A 12,934-nucleotide genomic window follows, 5' to 3' on the forward strand; every position below is an offset into this window, starting at 1 on the left:
GACGGCCTACGGGCGCATCCCGCGGTCGGAGACGTGTTCCGAGGTGCCGACGTGGCGCTGCTTACGCATGCCGGCCAGGCCCAGCAGGCCCAGCAGGCCGAGCAGGCCCCACAGGCCGGCGTTACCGCCTCCGTCCGTCTGTTGCTGTGGTGCGGGTGTGACCTGGCTCTGCGCGACGGGCTCGACCGGTGTGTCGGCCGTCGCTGCGGCGGCCGGGACTAGCGTCAAGAAGAACGCCAGGCCCAGCCCGGTGAGCGTCTTACGCATTGGGTTTTCCCCCGATCCGGCGGTCTCACAACCGCGGAGACCGCCTATCACGCCTTCCCCCGGAAGGCTTCCGATAGCGGGGCGATCTCCATTTCCCCTGCTAGGTGGCCTCTACCATCGTCACGCCCGCCTCAAACGCCTTCTCCTGTCAGGTACGGTCCCCGGCACGCCCGCTCGTACGCGTGATTCGGCGATCCCGGCCGGCGCCGCGCGGACCTCCGGCCGCCGCGTGGGCTCGAACTGACGAAGGGCTACTGGGCTCCTGAGCCGCCCAGGGTGGTGTAGGCGGTGGCGGCCATCTCGCCGAGGGCCTGCCCGGTGAGGGCGGAGATCTCCCGCTGCGCCTGCTCTCCGTTGGCCGACATGCCGACAAAGCCTGCGAAGGCCACCAGACGGGCGCCCGGCAGTTCGACGTACCCGGCCAGGGCCTTGCGCACCATCCCGGCGCCGCTGGGGCCGCCCATGCTGGTGCCGGTCTTGGCGTAGACGTGCCCGGCCGCCGGTGAGTCAGGCTGCACGTCGGCCAGGGAGCCGTCCTTGCCCATGATCGGCAGCGCGTCGCGGTAGTCGTGGAAGTGCGGCTGGCGTGCCATGTAGGCCAGGAACCGGGTGAAGTAGCGCGGAGTGTAGTTGTTGTCGGCAGCGCCGGCCGGCGCAGGGTCCAGGCCGGCCTTGGTGAAGATCTCGCGCCGGATCCGCTGGCCCGCCGCCTTCGCGTTGTCGGCGTCGCCTCCGGCGACGGCCCCCACCAGGTAGGGGAACGTTTCGGTGTGCAGGTTGGAGCTCACCTTCAGCATGGGCTTGAGCTGCTGCGGCAGGGCCGGCCCCACATACTCCGCAATCAGTTTGCGCCCGTCCGTGCCCGCCTTCTCCGACTGGACCCGCACTCCGGCCTGGCCGAGCACCTTGGTGAACAGGAATTCGGCGAAGACGGCCGGTTCGGGCACGAAATACGCCCGGAACAGCCCCTCACTGTCGGCCGGGATATCACCGGTCAGGGTGGCGGTGCGGGAGCCGTCGGAGTGGCGCTCGTCGCCGGTGAAGGTGAGCGGGCGGGCGGAGGCGGCGTCGGCGGCGGCGATCGTCTGGACCTTGTTGACGATGCGAACGTAGTCGGTGCGCGGAGAGATGCGCAGGACGGCGGGCCGGCCGGAGCGGGGTCCCGGTTTGACCGTGACGTCGACCACGTTGTCGTTGACCATGATGGGCGAGATGGTGGCGGTCACGTTGTTGGCCAGTTTCTCGCTACCCTCGCGGAATAGCGAGGTGTCGACCAGGACGCGGCCCTCGACGCGCTTGACGCCGGCCCCCGCGATTTGGGCGGCGAGCCGGCGAAGCTCCTGCAGCGGGTCGCCTCCGATGGGGCCGGCGCCCGGCGTGGCGCTGTAGGTGTGGTCGGGATCGGGCAGCAGCATGCTCCCGCTGCGGCGCAGGCGTCCTGACAGCAGCAGGTCGCCGCCGGCCACCAGCACCAGGTCGCCCTTGAGCACGCCGCCCCGCACCGGCCCGGTCCGGTACACCCGGGTGGCGAAGCGCCGGTCGGCGCCGAACGCCAGCATCGCCGTCCCGCCCACGAAGACCTTGGACGACGACCCGGCGACGAACAGCTCGCCCGCGTTGAGCTCGTAGATCGACTCTCCACTGTCCAGGGCGAAGAACTCCGCTCCCCACTGGGCTCCCTGGAACTCGGGCCGAGCCATGATCTGCTCGATCTTGGCCTTCAGCGTCGTGTCGGGGGCCGACCCCGCGGCTGAACGCACGGTCGCGTGAGCGGGGCGGGTGACCGCTGAGACGGCCGAGACCGTTGCGGTCGCGAGCGGGACCGCGCCCAGCAGACCGAGCACGGATCGGCGCGACAGCCGCGGGAAGTACGGGTCGTCGGGCACGCCTCCGGAAGTCCTATACGACAAAGTGCCTCCTCATCATATGACCGGCCTTCTGCACGGCCGCTTCGGTAGAGGCGATCCAAGGAGGTGCCGTGTTTCCTCAATGTTTCGTCGCTTCTGACCTGCGAGGCAGTCGTGTGTGGCGCACGGGCGGAAACGGCGAGGAAACATCCGCCGCGGCAGAAAGGGACGTCGAAACAGACGCGCCGTACGGGCTCGGCTCCGTCCGACCACCCTGGTGCGCATTCCTCTCATAAGAAAGGCAGATGTCATGGATCGTGCCGCAGCGACCGTCGCGGCCAGCCTGGCCTGCGCGATGTTGACGCAGGGCCTCGCGTCCGCCGCCACCCGGCCTCACATCGGTGACGTACAGCAGGCGCTGGACCAGGTAGCCAGGGTCGCCGGTGTGGTGGGTGTCATCGGCGAGGCGTACTACGACGGCAAGCGCGTCGGGCGCGGATCGGCCGGCTCCCGCCTGATCGACGGCGAGGGCGGCAAGATCCCCTCGGATGCCCGCTACCGCATCTGGTCGCAGACCAAGCGGATGGCCGCCACCGTGCTCCTGCAACTGGTCAAGGAGGGCAAGCTCGGCGTGGATGACAAGCTCGGCGACGTGCTACCCGTCACGGTCGAGCAGGACCTGGTCGAGCGGGCCAACGAGATTACCGTCCGGCAAATGCTCCACCACACCTCCGGCATCCCCGACTACACCGGGCCGGGCGCGACGGACCTGCGCCCGTTCGACGACCTCACCACCGTTCACACCTGGGACGAACTGGCGAAGATCTCCCGCAGCCGGGCACGCACGGCCGAGCCGGGCGAGAAGTACGCCTACTCCAACGTCAACTACATCTTGCTCGGCGCGATCATCGAGAAGCTGACCGGCAACACCCTTGCCCAGGAGTTCGAGTGGCGACTGTTCAAGCCGCTCAAGATGAGCCGCACCTACCTGCCGGTCAGGCCAGACCAAGGGATCAAGGGGCCGCACGGTCACGGCTACCACCCCCAGCCCGACGGCACCCTGCGCGACGCCGACAGGATGAACCCCACCAGCCTCTGGGCAGCCGGCGGCGTGATCTCCACGGCACGGGACCTGACCACGTTCTACCGCGCCCTCGCCCAGGGCAAGCTGCTGCCCGCGAACCTGCGCGACCTGATCGAGTACCCGGACAAGAAGCAATCGGTGTGCGGCGGCACGGTTGGACTGTTCACAGGCTCCGGGCCAGGAGGGAACACGGTGACCTTCACCTCCGCCGACGGCCGCCTGCAGTTCGCCGTGGGCGCCACGACCAGCGCCCGCGACCAGCCCACGCTACGCCCGGCCCTCTTCCAGACCGCCGAGGCCGTGCTGTGCCCCGACCGCTGATCTGCCAGGGCAGGCCGCAGTCTGTGAAATGGACCGCGCGGGATGCGATCCGGAGATCCAGCGAACGGGGTGCGCACTTCTCCCCAGGCATGTGACGAGCAGGGACCGGTCGGCCGCGCTGCTCACCCCCGCAGCGGTCCAGGTCATGTGACGCTCACTGGCAGGCGCTCCGGAAAACCGCTTCCGCCCGTCACTCCTGTTTCACTACACTCGCCACCGGACACCGCACCGCATTGATGAGGGAGAGGAGCCGGCCGTGCGACACAGAACCGCTGCGGTCGTCCCTCCGTCGCGGCACGAGGTGATCCTGGTGTCTTCGTCGCTCCGGTGCCGGCTGCGCGGCTGCCATCGGACACCCTGACGAAGACCTGACCCCGCGGGCCTGATCCCGCGGCCCTGACCCCGCGCTGGGGTCCTCTTGCGGCCTGAGTTCGGCCGCTCTTCGTCCGGGGAATCGCGCTGTCCTGTTCGTAACATCCCGAAAGGGTCATGGGCTGTGCGCGCTCATCTCTCCAACACTCTGACGACCGTCCGCAACCTGGGCATCCTCGCCCACGTCGACGCCGGCAAGACCACCGTCACCGAGCGGATGCTCTACCTCGCCGGCGCGACGTACAAGCGTGGTGAGGTGCACGACGGCACGACCGTCACCGACTTCGACTCCCAGGAGCGCGACCGCGGCATCACGATCTTCGCCGCCGCGGTGAGCTGCGACTGGGACGGGCACCGGATCAACCTCATCGACACCCCCGGCCACGTCGACTTCTCCGACGAGGTCGAGCGCTCGCTGCGGGTGCTCGACGGCGCGATCGCGGTGTTCGACGGCGTCGCGGGCGTCGAACCGCAGAGCGAGTCCGTGTGGCGGCTGGCCGACCGGTACGGCGTGCCGCGGATCGCGTTCGTCAACAAGCTCGACCGGGCCGGCGCCGACCTGGACGCCGCGGTCGAGTCGATCCGCCGCCGGCTGCATCCCGCGCCGCTGGTCGCGCAGCTGCCGATCGGGCGCGAGGACGGCTTCGCCGGCGTGGTCGACCTGGTGCGGATGCGGTCCCTGGTGTGGACCGGCGGCGCGTACGAGGAGGGCGAGGTGCCGGAGGAACTGCGCGAGGAGGCGCTGCGGCGGCGCCGCGTGCTGGAGGAGGCGGTGGCCGAGCTGCACGCGGAGGCGCTGGAGGAGTTCTGCGCCGGCCCGTCGGTCTCCGCGGGCACGCTGGCCGCGGCGCTGCGCGACCTGACCCGCACCGGTGCGGGCGTGGTGGTGCTGTGCGGTTCGGCGTACCGGGACCGCGGGGTCGAGCCGCTGCTCGACGCGGTGGTGGCGTACCTGCCCTCGCCGCTGGACGTGCCGGCGGTGCGCGGCGAGGACGGCGCGGAACGCCCGGCGGACCCGGCCGCGCCGCTGGCCGCGCTGGCCTTCAAGGTGAACTCGACCGCCACCGGGCGGCTGACCTACGTACGGGTGTACTCGGGCACGATGCGGAAGGGGGACACGGTGCTGGACGCCGGCGCGGGCCGTACCGAGCGGATCAGCCGCATCCTGCGCGTGCAGGCCGACCGCCACACCGAGGTGGACCGGGCGGTGGCCGGGGACATCGTCGCCGTCGTCGGGCCGAAGGCGGCCCGGCCCGGGACGACCCTGTGCGTGCCGGGCTCGCCCCTCGTGCTGGAGCCTCCGGGGGCGGCCGACCCCGTGGTGTCGGTGGCGGTCGAGGCGCGAAGGAGCACCGACGCCGACCGGCTGGCCTCGGCGCTGGCGCGGCTGGCCGAGGAGGACCCGTCGCTGACGGTCCGCACCGACGCCGAGACCGGGCAGACGCTGCTGTCGGGGATGGGCGAGCTGCACCTGGAGGTGGCGGTGGAGAAGGTCCGCCGCGACCACGGGCTGGCCGTCGGCGTCGGCCGGCCTCAGGTGGCGTTCAGGGAGACCCTCGTCCGCGGCGTGTCGGGCCTGCTGTACCGGCACGTCAAGCAGGACGGCGGCGCCGGCCAGTACGCCCACGTCGTGATCGACGTGGAGCCGCTGGGAGAGGGCGACTTTGCCTTCTCCTCGGCCGTCACCGGCGGGCGGGTGCCGCGCGAGTACGTGCGCGCGGTCGAGGCCGGCTGCCGCGACGCCCTGGCCGACGGGCCGCTGGGCGGGCACCCGGTGACGGGCGTGCGGGTGACGCTGACCGACGGCGCCACCCACGCGAAGGACTCCTCGGAGCTCGCCTTCCGCACGGCCGGCCGGCTGGCGCTGCGCGAGGCGTTGCGGGCGGGCACGATGGCGCTGCTGGAGCCGGTGGCCGAGGTGACGGTCACGGTGCCGGACGACGCGGCGGGCGGGGTGCTGGGCGACCTCGCCGCCCGGCGCGGCCGCATCTCCGGCTCCGCGACCCGGTCGGGCACGGTCGTGATCACCGCGATCGTGCCGCTGGCCGAGGTGTTCGGCTACGCGACCCGGCTGCGCAGCCGTACCCAGGGCCGCGGCACCTTCACCACCCGCCCGGCCGGCTACGCCCCGGCACCGTAGCGACCGGCGCTGGAGATGCCGGCGCTGGAGAAGTCGGCGCTGGAGAAGTCGGCGCCGTGCCGGTTCCATCGTGCGAACCGACACGGCGAACCGGCGCCGCAGTGGCCGGCGCCGATCGCACCCCTGCGCGGTGGAGCCTCCTCGCCTTCAGGCGCGCGAGGGGATCCCGGCGCGCGTACGGCCCCGTCGCGGGGGCGGGGCCGTACGCGATTCCCGGTGGCGGACCCGGGGGGCCGGCCGGGGCTCAGGAGGCCGTGACGTGCGGCACCTCCTGGTAGAGGGCCCAGTCGGCGCTGATCGCGCCGGCCGTCTTCAGCAGCAGCGGCAGGTGCTCCTCGGTCAGCTGGTCGATGGAGGTCTCGGCGGCGTGGGCGTTGACGTTGACGGCCGCGATGACGTTGCCGAGCCCGTCTCTGAGCGGCGCGGCGACCGACCGGATGCCCAAGGCGAGCTGCTCGTCCGTCATCGCCCAGCCCTTGGCCCGCACCTCGCGCAGCACCGCGTCGCGCTCCTGGGCGTCCGGCCGCCAGCGCGGCTCGATGCCGGAGCGGCTGGGCTCGGCGAGGACCCGCTCCACCTCGGCGAGGGGGAGCGCGGCCAGCAGCACCTTGCCCAGGGACGTCTGCAGCGCCGGGAAGCGCGTGCCGATCTGCACCGACAGGGCGACGATCTTCGGCACGGCGACCCTGGCGACGTAGACGATGTCGGAGCCGTCGAGCTGGGCGATCGAGGAGGACTCGTGCGTCTGCCTGACCAGCCGCTCCAGATGGGGCCTGGCCACCTCCCAGAGCCCCGTGGAGCGGATGTAGGTGACGCCCAGCTCCAGCACGCGCGGCGTGAGGGCGAATCCGCCCGCCTCCTGCCGGGCGTAGCCGAGCTCCTGGAGGGTGAGCAGGATGCGGCGGGCCGTCGGCCTGGCCAGGCCGGCGGCGGTCGCCACCTCTGTCAGGGACATGACAGGGCGGCCGGGCTGGAAGGCCCTGATGACATCGAGGCCGCGGGCCAGCGCCTCGATGAAGTCAGGTCCTGTGTCACCGCGTGCCATCGACGCCCTCTCGTTCGGATCCGCCTGCTCCGACTTTAGACGGTCGGCACGGTCGCCCGTCCGCACAGCGGCCGGTCACAGGCGGTGCGTGGAGTCGCTGCGGTAGTCGGTGTACGTGTACGGGTTGTCGAGGATCTTTGTCGCGGGGATGTCCGGGTTCATGCCCTTCTCCCACGCCTCGTCGCCCATCTCGGAGCGCAGGTGCTCGACCGTCCGCTCGATCTGGCGGCGGGCCGCGGCCAGGTCGACACCGACGAGGCGGTGCTCGTGCTTGACCACGCGGCCGTCGACCAGGACGGTGTGCACGTCGCCGCGCTGCGCCTGGAACGCCACGTGGCCGAACGGGTTGAGCAGCGGGAACGACACGGGCGACGCGTCGTTCTTGATCAGCACCAGGTCGGCCTTCTTGCCGGGCTCGACGGCGCCGAGGTCGTCGCGGCCGAGCGCGCGGGCGCCGCCCCGGGTGGCCCAGGTGACGACCTCGTCGGCGCGCAGGCCGCAGTGCGTGACGGTCTCGCCCCTGGCGTGGGCCTCCAGGTGCTCGCGGGAACGGTCGGCGCCGAGGGTGGTGCGCATGGCGGAGAACAGGTCGCCGCTCCACCAGACGCTCGTGTCCATGGACAGCGACACCGGGATGCCGTGGGCGCGGACGGCCCACGTGGGCGGGTAGCCCTGCCCGGCGCTCTGCTCGCTCTCGGTGGAGACCGAGATGGAGCCGCCGGTGGCCGCGATGCGGTGGTAGGAGTCGGCCGACAGCGAGGCGGCGTGCACGTACACGGTCTCGGGGGTCATGAAGCCGTGCTCGTACATGAGCTTGATGCCGTCGTCGCCGGTGGCGCCCCACACGCCGGCGTGCGTGGTGACGGGCACGCCGAGCTCGCGGGCGACCTCGAAGGCGGGCCTCTCCGGGAACGACGGGTCGCCGAGCACGTCGAAGGCGAGCTGGAAGCCGAGCAGGTCGTCGCCGGTGACGCGCCGGGCGACGAAGTCGCGGAACTCGGGCGTGGCCGTCCATTCGGCGGGCGGCGCCTGGATGTTGCCGTACGCGAGCACGTACCGGCCCGGCACGGACTGCAGCGCGTCGGCGGCGGCGTCGGCGTGGTCGACGGTCTGCAGGCCGTGCGACCAGTCGACGACGGTGGTGACGCCGGCGTCCAGGGCCTCGATCGCGGCCAGCGTGTTGCCCGCGTGCACGTCCTCGGGCCTGAAGAGCCTGCCGTGGTCCAGGTAGAACCAGACGAAGTACTGGGTGAGCGTCCAGTCGGCGCCGTAGCCGCGCATCGCGGTCTGCCACATGTGGCGGTGGGTGTCGATCATGCCGGGCATGACGATGCCGCCGGAGGCGTCGATCTCGATGGCGTCCCGCGGGGCCCGCAGGTCGTGGCCGACGGCGGCGATCCTGTCCCCGGTGACGAGGACGTCCGTGCGGGGCAGCACCCGGCGCCCGTCCATGGGCAGCACCGTGCCGCCGCGCAGCACCACGGGGCGCCCGGAGTCGAAGTCGTTCATGGCACGCTCCTCGTTGGCGAACAGTTGTCCGCTATACGGTCACCGCCACTGTGATGAGCGTTCGCCCGGCTGTCAAGGTGCTTGACGTACTGGCCTGCAGATGCTGGGATCGACTGGCCGGACATATGTCCGGCCAACGGACGCGAGGATGGAACTCGATGACTGACACCGAGCCGCGGGGGCCGCTGTCCGGCGTGCTGGTCGCCGACTTCTCCAGGGTCCTGGCCGGGCCCTACGCCACGATGTTGCTGGCGGACATGGGAGCCGACGTCGTCAAGGTCGAAGGGCCGGGCGGCGACGACACCCGGACCTGGACGCCGCCCGCCAGGGGCGAGGCGTCCACCTACTATCTCGGGGTCAACCGCGGCAAACGCTCGATCGCCCTCGACCTGCGCGACGAAGCCGACGCCGAGGCGGCCAGGGAGCTGGCCCGGCGCGCCGACGTGCTGGTGGAGAACTTCCGGCCGGGCGGGCTGGACAAGTACGGCCTCGGCTACGACGCCGTGCTGGCCGCCAACCCCGGCATCGTGTACGCGTCCATCAGCGGCTTCGGCTCGGGGGCCGGGGCGCGGGTGCCCGGCTACGACCTGATGGTGCAGGCCATGTCGGGGCTGATGAGCCTCACCGGCGACCCCGGCGGGCCGCCCTACCGGGCCGGGATCAGCGTGTTCGACGTGATGGCCGGCAACCACGCCGTCATCGGCGTCCTGGCCGCGCTGCGCCACCGCGAGGCCACGGGGCGGGGCCAGCACGTCGAGGTCAACCTGATGTCGTCGGCGCTGACCGGGCTGGTCAACCAGAGCTCGGCGTACGTCGCCGGGGGCGTGGTCCCCTACCGGATGGGCAACGCGCATCCGAGCGTGTTCCCGTACGAACCGCTGCCCACGGCCGACCAGGACCTCATCGTCGCGGCCGCCAACGACGGCCAGTTCCGCAAGCTGTGCGAGGTGCTCGGCATCCCCGAGGTGGCCGGCGACCCGCGCTTCGCCCGCAACGCGAGCCGTACCGCCAACCGCGAGGAGCTGCGGCCGATCCTGGTCGAGCGGCTCGCCCTGCGCCCCGCCGGCGAGTGGTTCGACCTGCTCGTGGAGGCCGGGGTGCCGAGCGGGCCCATCAACACGATCGACGGCGGGTTCGCCGCGGCGGAGCGGTTCGGGCTCGACCCGGTCGTGGTGGTGGGCGAGGGCGAGCGGGCGGTGCCGACGACGCGGCATCCGATCCGGTTCTCGGAGACACCCGCCGGCTACGCGCTGCCGCCGCCCGAGCTGAACGAGCACGGCGCCGAGCTGCGCGCGTGGCTGTCCGAGGGGCGGCCGTCGTGACGCCCAGGGACTACCCCACCGCGCTCGGGGCGTCGTCGCCGACGTCGATCACCCTGCTCGGCCACGACCTGGCCGCCGACGTGATGGGCGAGGTGGGCTTCGGCGAGCTGGCCTTCTGGCTGGCCGCGCAGCGCCGCCCGTCGCGGGGCGAGGTACGCGTGTTCGAGGCGGTGCTGGCCGCACTGGCCGACCACGGGTTCACGCCGACGGCGATCGTGACGCGGCTGACGTACCTGTCGGCGCCCGACTCCGTGCAGGGCGCGCTGGCCGCCGGGCTGCTCGGCGGCGGCTCCCGGTTCCTCGGCGTCACCGAGGACTGCGGGCGTTTCCTCTCCGGCGTGCTGAAGGAGCACGACCCCCTCCCCTCCGACGACGCCGGCTGGGACGCGCTCGCGCTGGACACCGTGACGGCGTGGCGCGAGTCCGGGCGGCGCGTGCCCGGACTCGGCCACCACGTGCACAAGGACGGCGACCCGCGCACGCCGCGGCTGTTCGAGATCGCGGCCGAGGAGGGGCTGTCCGGGCCGCACCTGTCGCTGTTCGCCGCGGTCGGCCGGGTGCACCCCCGCGTGCTCGGCAGGACGCTGCCGCTCAACGGCGCGGGCGTGTGCGGCGCGGCGCTGGCCGACCTGGGGCTGCCGCTGGAGCTGCTGCGCGGGTTCGCGCTCCTCGCCAGGACCGCCGGGCTGATCGGCCAGCTCGCCGAAGAACTGCGCCACCCCGTGGCCAACGAGATCTTCCTGTCCGTGGACCTGAACAACCGGTCCGTGCCCCCCGACCCCTACGGAGAGACGCATGGCTGAACTCGTCGCGGTCATCGCATCCACCCACCACCCCTTCTACTACCGCGCCAGCACCTCCACGGGCGAGGACCGCCCGCCGTTCGCCGACGAGTGGGTGCGCAAGGTGGAGGCGTTCCGGCAGACCCTGACCAGGGCCACGCCCGACGTGCTGGTCATGGTCGGCTCCGACCACTTCCACCAGCTGTGGCTGGACAACATGCCGCAGTTCCTCGTCGGCAAGGCGCCCTTCTACGACGCGAACTTCTACAACGAGGAACGCGAGTTCGGGCTGCCCAGGATGGTGTTCACCGGGCAGGAGGACCTGTCGGCGTACATCCTGCGCGAGGGCCTGGACGCGGGCTTCGACCTGGCCTTCTCCAACGAGTTGCGGATCGACCACTCGATCACGTGCCCGATCGTCACCCTGCGCCCGCAGAACGACCTGCCGATCGTGCCCGTCTACACCAACATCTTCGCCCCTCCCCTGCCGCGGCCGAAACGGTTCGTGCAGCTCGGGCAGACCATCAGGGACCTCGTCGAGTCGTGGCCCTCCGACCAGCGGGTCGCGGTCATCGGCACCGGGCACCTGTCGCTCGAGCTCGGCGGTCCGCGCCAGTTCGGGCCGCACGGCCCCGACCCGGAGTTCGACCGCAGGGCCGTCGAGTGGATCTCCACCGGCGACCTCGAGGGCTGCCTGTCGGAGGTCACCCTGGACAGCCTGTGGGAGCCCGGCAACGCCACCCACGGCTTCATGGACTTCATGCTCATGATGGGAGTCGCCGGCGAGGGGAAGAAAGCCGACTATGTCGACACCTACGACCTGTTCCACACCATGGAGGCGTACTTCACGTGGTACCCGAACGGAGGTGACGGGTCATGAGCAAATACCTGCTGAACAAGTTCCTCTTCACCGTCGACCGCGACCCCGAGCTGGTCGAGCGCTACCGCGAGGAGCCGCGGGCCACGGTCGAGATGTGGGAGGCCGAGTACGCCAACCGCATCCTCGGCTGCCACACCGGCGAGTCGTCGACGTGGCTGCGCTTCGACGACGTCGAACGCGAGGCCCTGGCCGCCCACGACTACCCGAAGTTGTTCGAGCTGGGGGCGCACCCGTTCCTCACGCTGACGTTGTTCATCGCGATGTTCGAGCGCGACCATCCGCCGCTGGGCTTCCAGAAGGAGTACGCGCGGCGGCTGTCCCACATGAGCCTGCCGTACCCGGACATCGCCACATGACCGAACTGGACGTGAACGCGTGATGCGGGCCGTCACCATCGAGACGTGCGGCCTGCCGCCCGTCGTGACCGAGCGGCCCGCGCCCGTGGCGTCCGGAGCGGAGACGGTCGGGGTCATCGCCGCCCCGATCACCCCGCTCGACCTGTTGTGCGCGGGCGGCGCCTCCTACTTCGGGACGCCGGCCGTCCCCTACGTGCCCGGCGTGCAGGGGGTCGGGGCCGTCGGCGGGCGGCTCGTGTGGTTCCCCACCCCGGCGGGGATGGCGCCGGGCGACGGCAGCATGGCGGAGCTGGTGGCGGTGCCCGCCGGGGACCTCGTCGAGTTGCCCCGCGGCGCCGACCCGTTCGCCGTGGCCGCGCTCGGATTGTCGGCCGTCGCCGCGCACATGGCGCTGACCTGGCGGGGCGAGCTGGCAGCCGGCGAGCAGGTGCTGGTGCTCGGCGGCGGCGGCGTGGTGGGGCAGGCGGCCGTCCAGCTCGCCCGTCTCGCGGGCGCCCGCCGGGTCGTCGCCGCGGCCCGCTCACCGCAGGCCCGCGAACGGGCCCGGCAGGCGGGCGCTGACGCCGTCGTCACCCTGGACACCGATGACGTGGCCGCGCTGGCCGCCCGCTTCACCGCCGCCTGCGAGGGGCCGCTGGACCTGGTGCTCGACCCGCTCTTCGGCGTCCCGGCCGCCGCGGCGGCCCGCGCCCTGCGTCCCGGGGGCCGGCTCGTCAACCTCGGCGGCTCGGCGTCGGAGACGTCCCCGCTCGACTCCGCCACGCTGCGCAGCCGGTCGTTGCGGGTTCTCGGCTACACCAACAACGAGCTGACCAGGGAGCAGCGCGCCGCGGCCGTCACCCTGATCGCCGAGCGGGTGACCGAAGGGCGGCTGTCGGTGGCGCACGAGGTCGTACCGCTGGAGCGGGCCGCCGAAGCCTGGCAACGCCAGGCGGCGGGCAAGGCCGCGGGCCGCATCGTCCTGAGCACCACCTGACCGCGCGGTGCCCTGACCGGTTCGGGTCCCGAC

The 12,934-nt window shown here is 72.1% G+C and carries 11 protein-coding genes; 7 read left to right on the plus strand and 4 right to left on the minus strand.

Annotation, left to right across the window (positions count from 1 at the left end; translation table 11 throughout):
• Window positions 1-6: 6 nt before the first annotated feature.
• Entirely contained in the window at window positions 7-267 is a 261-nt protein-coding gene (locus ABGA98_RS31360) for a WGxxGxxG family protein (protein WP_132636554.1), read from the minus strand.
• Window positions 268-518: 251 nt separating this feature from the next.
• On the minus strand, window positions 519-2,177 hold the full coding sequence (gene dacB, locus ABGA98_RS31365) for a D-alanyl-D-alanine carboxypeptidase/D-alanyl-D-alanine-endopeptidase (RefSeq protein WP_347622013.1): 1,659 nt from the start codon (window positions 2,175-2,177) through the stop codon (window positions 519-521).
• A gap of 247 nt (window positions 2,178-2,424) precedes the next feature.
• On the opposite strand from dacB, the gene ABGA98_RS31370 reads away from it, so the two are divergent.
• Together ABGA98_RS31370 and fusA are read left to right on the plus strand one after the other, a co-directional pair.
• On the plus strand, window positions 2,425-3,519 hold the full coding sequence (locus tag ABGA98_RS31370; RefSeq protein WP_347622014.1) for a serine hydrolase domain-containing protein: 1,095 nt from the start codon (window positions 2,425-2,427) through the stop codon (window positions 3,517-3,519).
• 496 nt (window positions 3,520-4,015) lie between these two features.
• Window positions 4,016-6,031, plus strand: a complete 2,016-nt coding sequence (fusA, locus tag ABGA98_RS31375; protein ID WP_347622015.1) for an elongation factor G — start codon at window positions 4,016-4,018, stop codon at window positions 6,029-6,031.
• A gap of 244 nt (window positions 6,032-6,275) precedes the next feature.
• Here fusA and ABGA98_RS31380 read toward each other — a convergent pair whose 3' ends face one another.
• Entirely contained in the window at window positions 6,276-7,076 is an 801-nt protein-coding gene (locus ABGA98_RS31380; protein WP_347622016.1) for an IclR family transcriptional regulator C-terminal domain-containing protein, read from the minus strand.
• Between the two features lie 75 nt (window positions 7,077-7,151).
• Window positions 7,152-8,585, minus strand: coding sequence for an amidohydrolase family protein (locus ABGA98_RS31385; RefSeq protein WP_347622017.1), 1,434 nt, complete (start codon window positions 8,583-8,585; stop codon window positions 7,152-7,154).
• Window positions 8,586-8,743: 158 nt separating this feature from the next.
• On the opposite strand from ABGA98_RS31385, the gene ABGA98_RS31390 reads away from it, so the two are divergent.
• Genes ABGA98_RS31390 through ABGA98_RS31410 form a run of 5 tightly spaced genes read left to right on the plus strand, consistent with a single transcriptional unit; the run spans window position 8,744 to window position 12,901 of the window.
• Complete coding sequence (locus ABGA98_RS31390) at window positions 8,744-9,907, plus strand: CoA transferase (protein ID WP_347622018.1); 1,164 nt, start codon at window positions 8,744-8,746, stop codon at window positions 9,905-9,907.
• The gene (locus ABGA98_RS31395) at window positions 9,880-10,710 is read left to right on the plus strand and encodes a citryl-CoA lyase (RefSeq protein WP_347622019.1); all 831 of its coding nucleotides are present in this window, start codon (window positions 9,880-9,882) and stop codon (window positions 10,708-10,710) included. Before ABGA98_RS31390 ends, ABGA98_RS31395 begins: the two co-directional genes overlap by 28 nt.
• Window positions 10,703-11,569, plus strand: a complete 867-nt coding sequence (locus ABGA98_RS31400) for an extradiol ring-cleavage dioxygenase (protein ID WP_347622020.1) — start codon at window positions 10,703-10,705, stop codon at window positions 11,567-11,569. The genes ABGA98_RS31395 and ABGA98_RS31400 overlap by 8 nt, the downstream gene beginning before the upstream one ends.
• The gene (locus tag ABGA98_RS31405; RefSeq protein ID WP_132331584.1) at window positions 11,566-11,925 is read left to right on the plus strand and encodes a hypothetical protein; all 360 of its coding nucleotides are present in this window, start codon (window positions 11,566-11,568) and stop codon (window positions 11,923-11,925) included. Before ABGA98_RS31400 ends, ABGA98_RS31405 begins: the two co-directional genes overlap by 4 nt.
• Window positions 11,926-11,947: 22 nt before the next feature.
• Window positions 11,948-12,901: a zinc-binding dehydrogenase gene (locus ABGA98_RS31410; RefSeq protein ID WP_347622021.1), complete on the plus strand. Its 954-nt coding sequence runs from the start codon at window positions 11,948-11,950 to the stop codon at window positions 12,899-12,901.
• Window positions 12,902-12,934: the final 33 nt, after the last annotated feature.

Source organism: Nonomuraea sp. B1E8 (assembly GCF_039871515.1).
Lineage (GTDB): Bacteria > Actinomycetota > Actinomycetes > Streptosporangiales > Streptosporangiaceae > Nonomuraea.

What these genes read in the sequence shown, in the direction of transcription:
- ABGA98_RS31385 (WP_347622017.1), bottom strand. Translation starts at nt 8,585, where the DNA reads ATGAACGACTTCGACTCCGGGCGCCCCGTGGTGCTGCGCGGCGGCACG.
- ABGA98_RS31370 (WP_347622014.1), top strand. Translation starts at nt 2,425, where the DNA reads ATGGATCGTGCCGCAGCGACCGTCGCGGCCAGCCTGGCCTGCGCGATG.
- ABGA98_RS31360 (WP_132636554.1), bottom strand. Translation starts at nt 267, where the DNA reads ATGCGTAAGACGCTCACCGGGCTGGGCCTGGCGTTCTTCTTGACGCTA.
- ABGA98_RS31390 (WP_347622018.1), top strand. Translation starts at nt 8,744, where the DNA reads ATGACTGACACCGAGCCGCGGGGGCCGCTGTCCGGCGTGCTGGTCGCC.
- ABGA98_RS31405 (WP_132331584.1), top strand. Translation starts at nt 11,566, where the DNA reads ATGAGCAAATACCTGCTGAACAAGTTCCTCTTCACCGTCGACCGCGAC.
- ABGA98_RS31410 (WP_347622021.1), top strand. Translation starts at nt 11,948, where the DNA reads ATGCGGGCCGTCACCATCGAGACGTGCGGCCTGCCGCCCGTCGTGACC.
- ABGA98_RS31380 (WP_347622016.1), bottom strand. Translation starts at nt 7,076, where the DNA reads ATGGCACGCGGTGACACAGGACCTGACTTCATCGAGGCGCTGGCCCGC.
- ABGA98_RS31400 (WP_347622020.1), top strand. Translation starts at nt 10,703, where the DNA reads ATGGCTGAACTCGTCGCGGTCATCGCATCCACCCACCACCCCTTCTAC.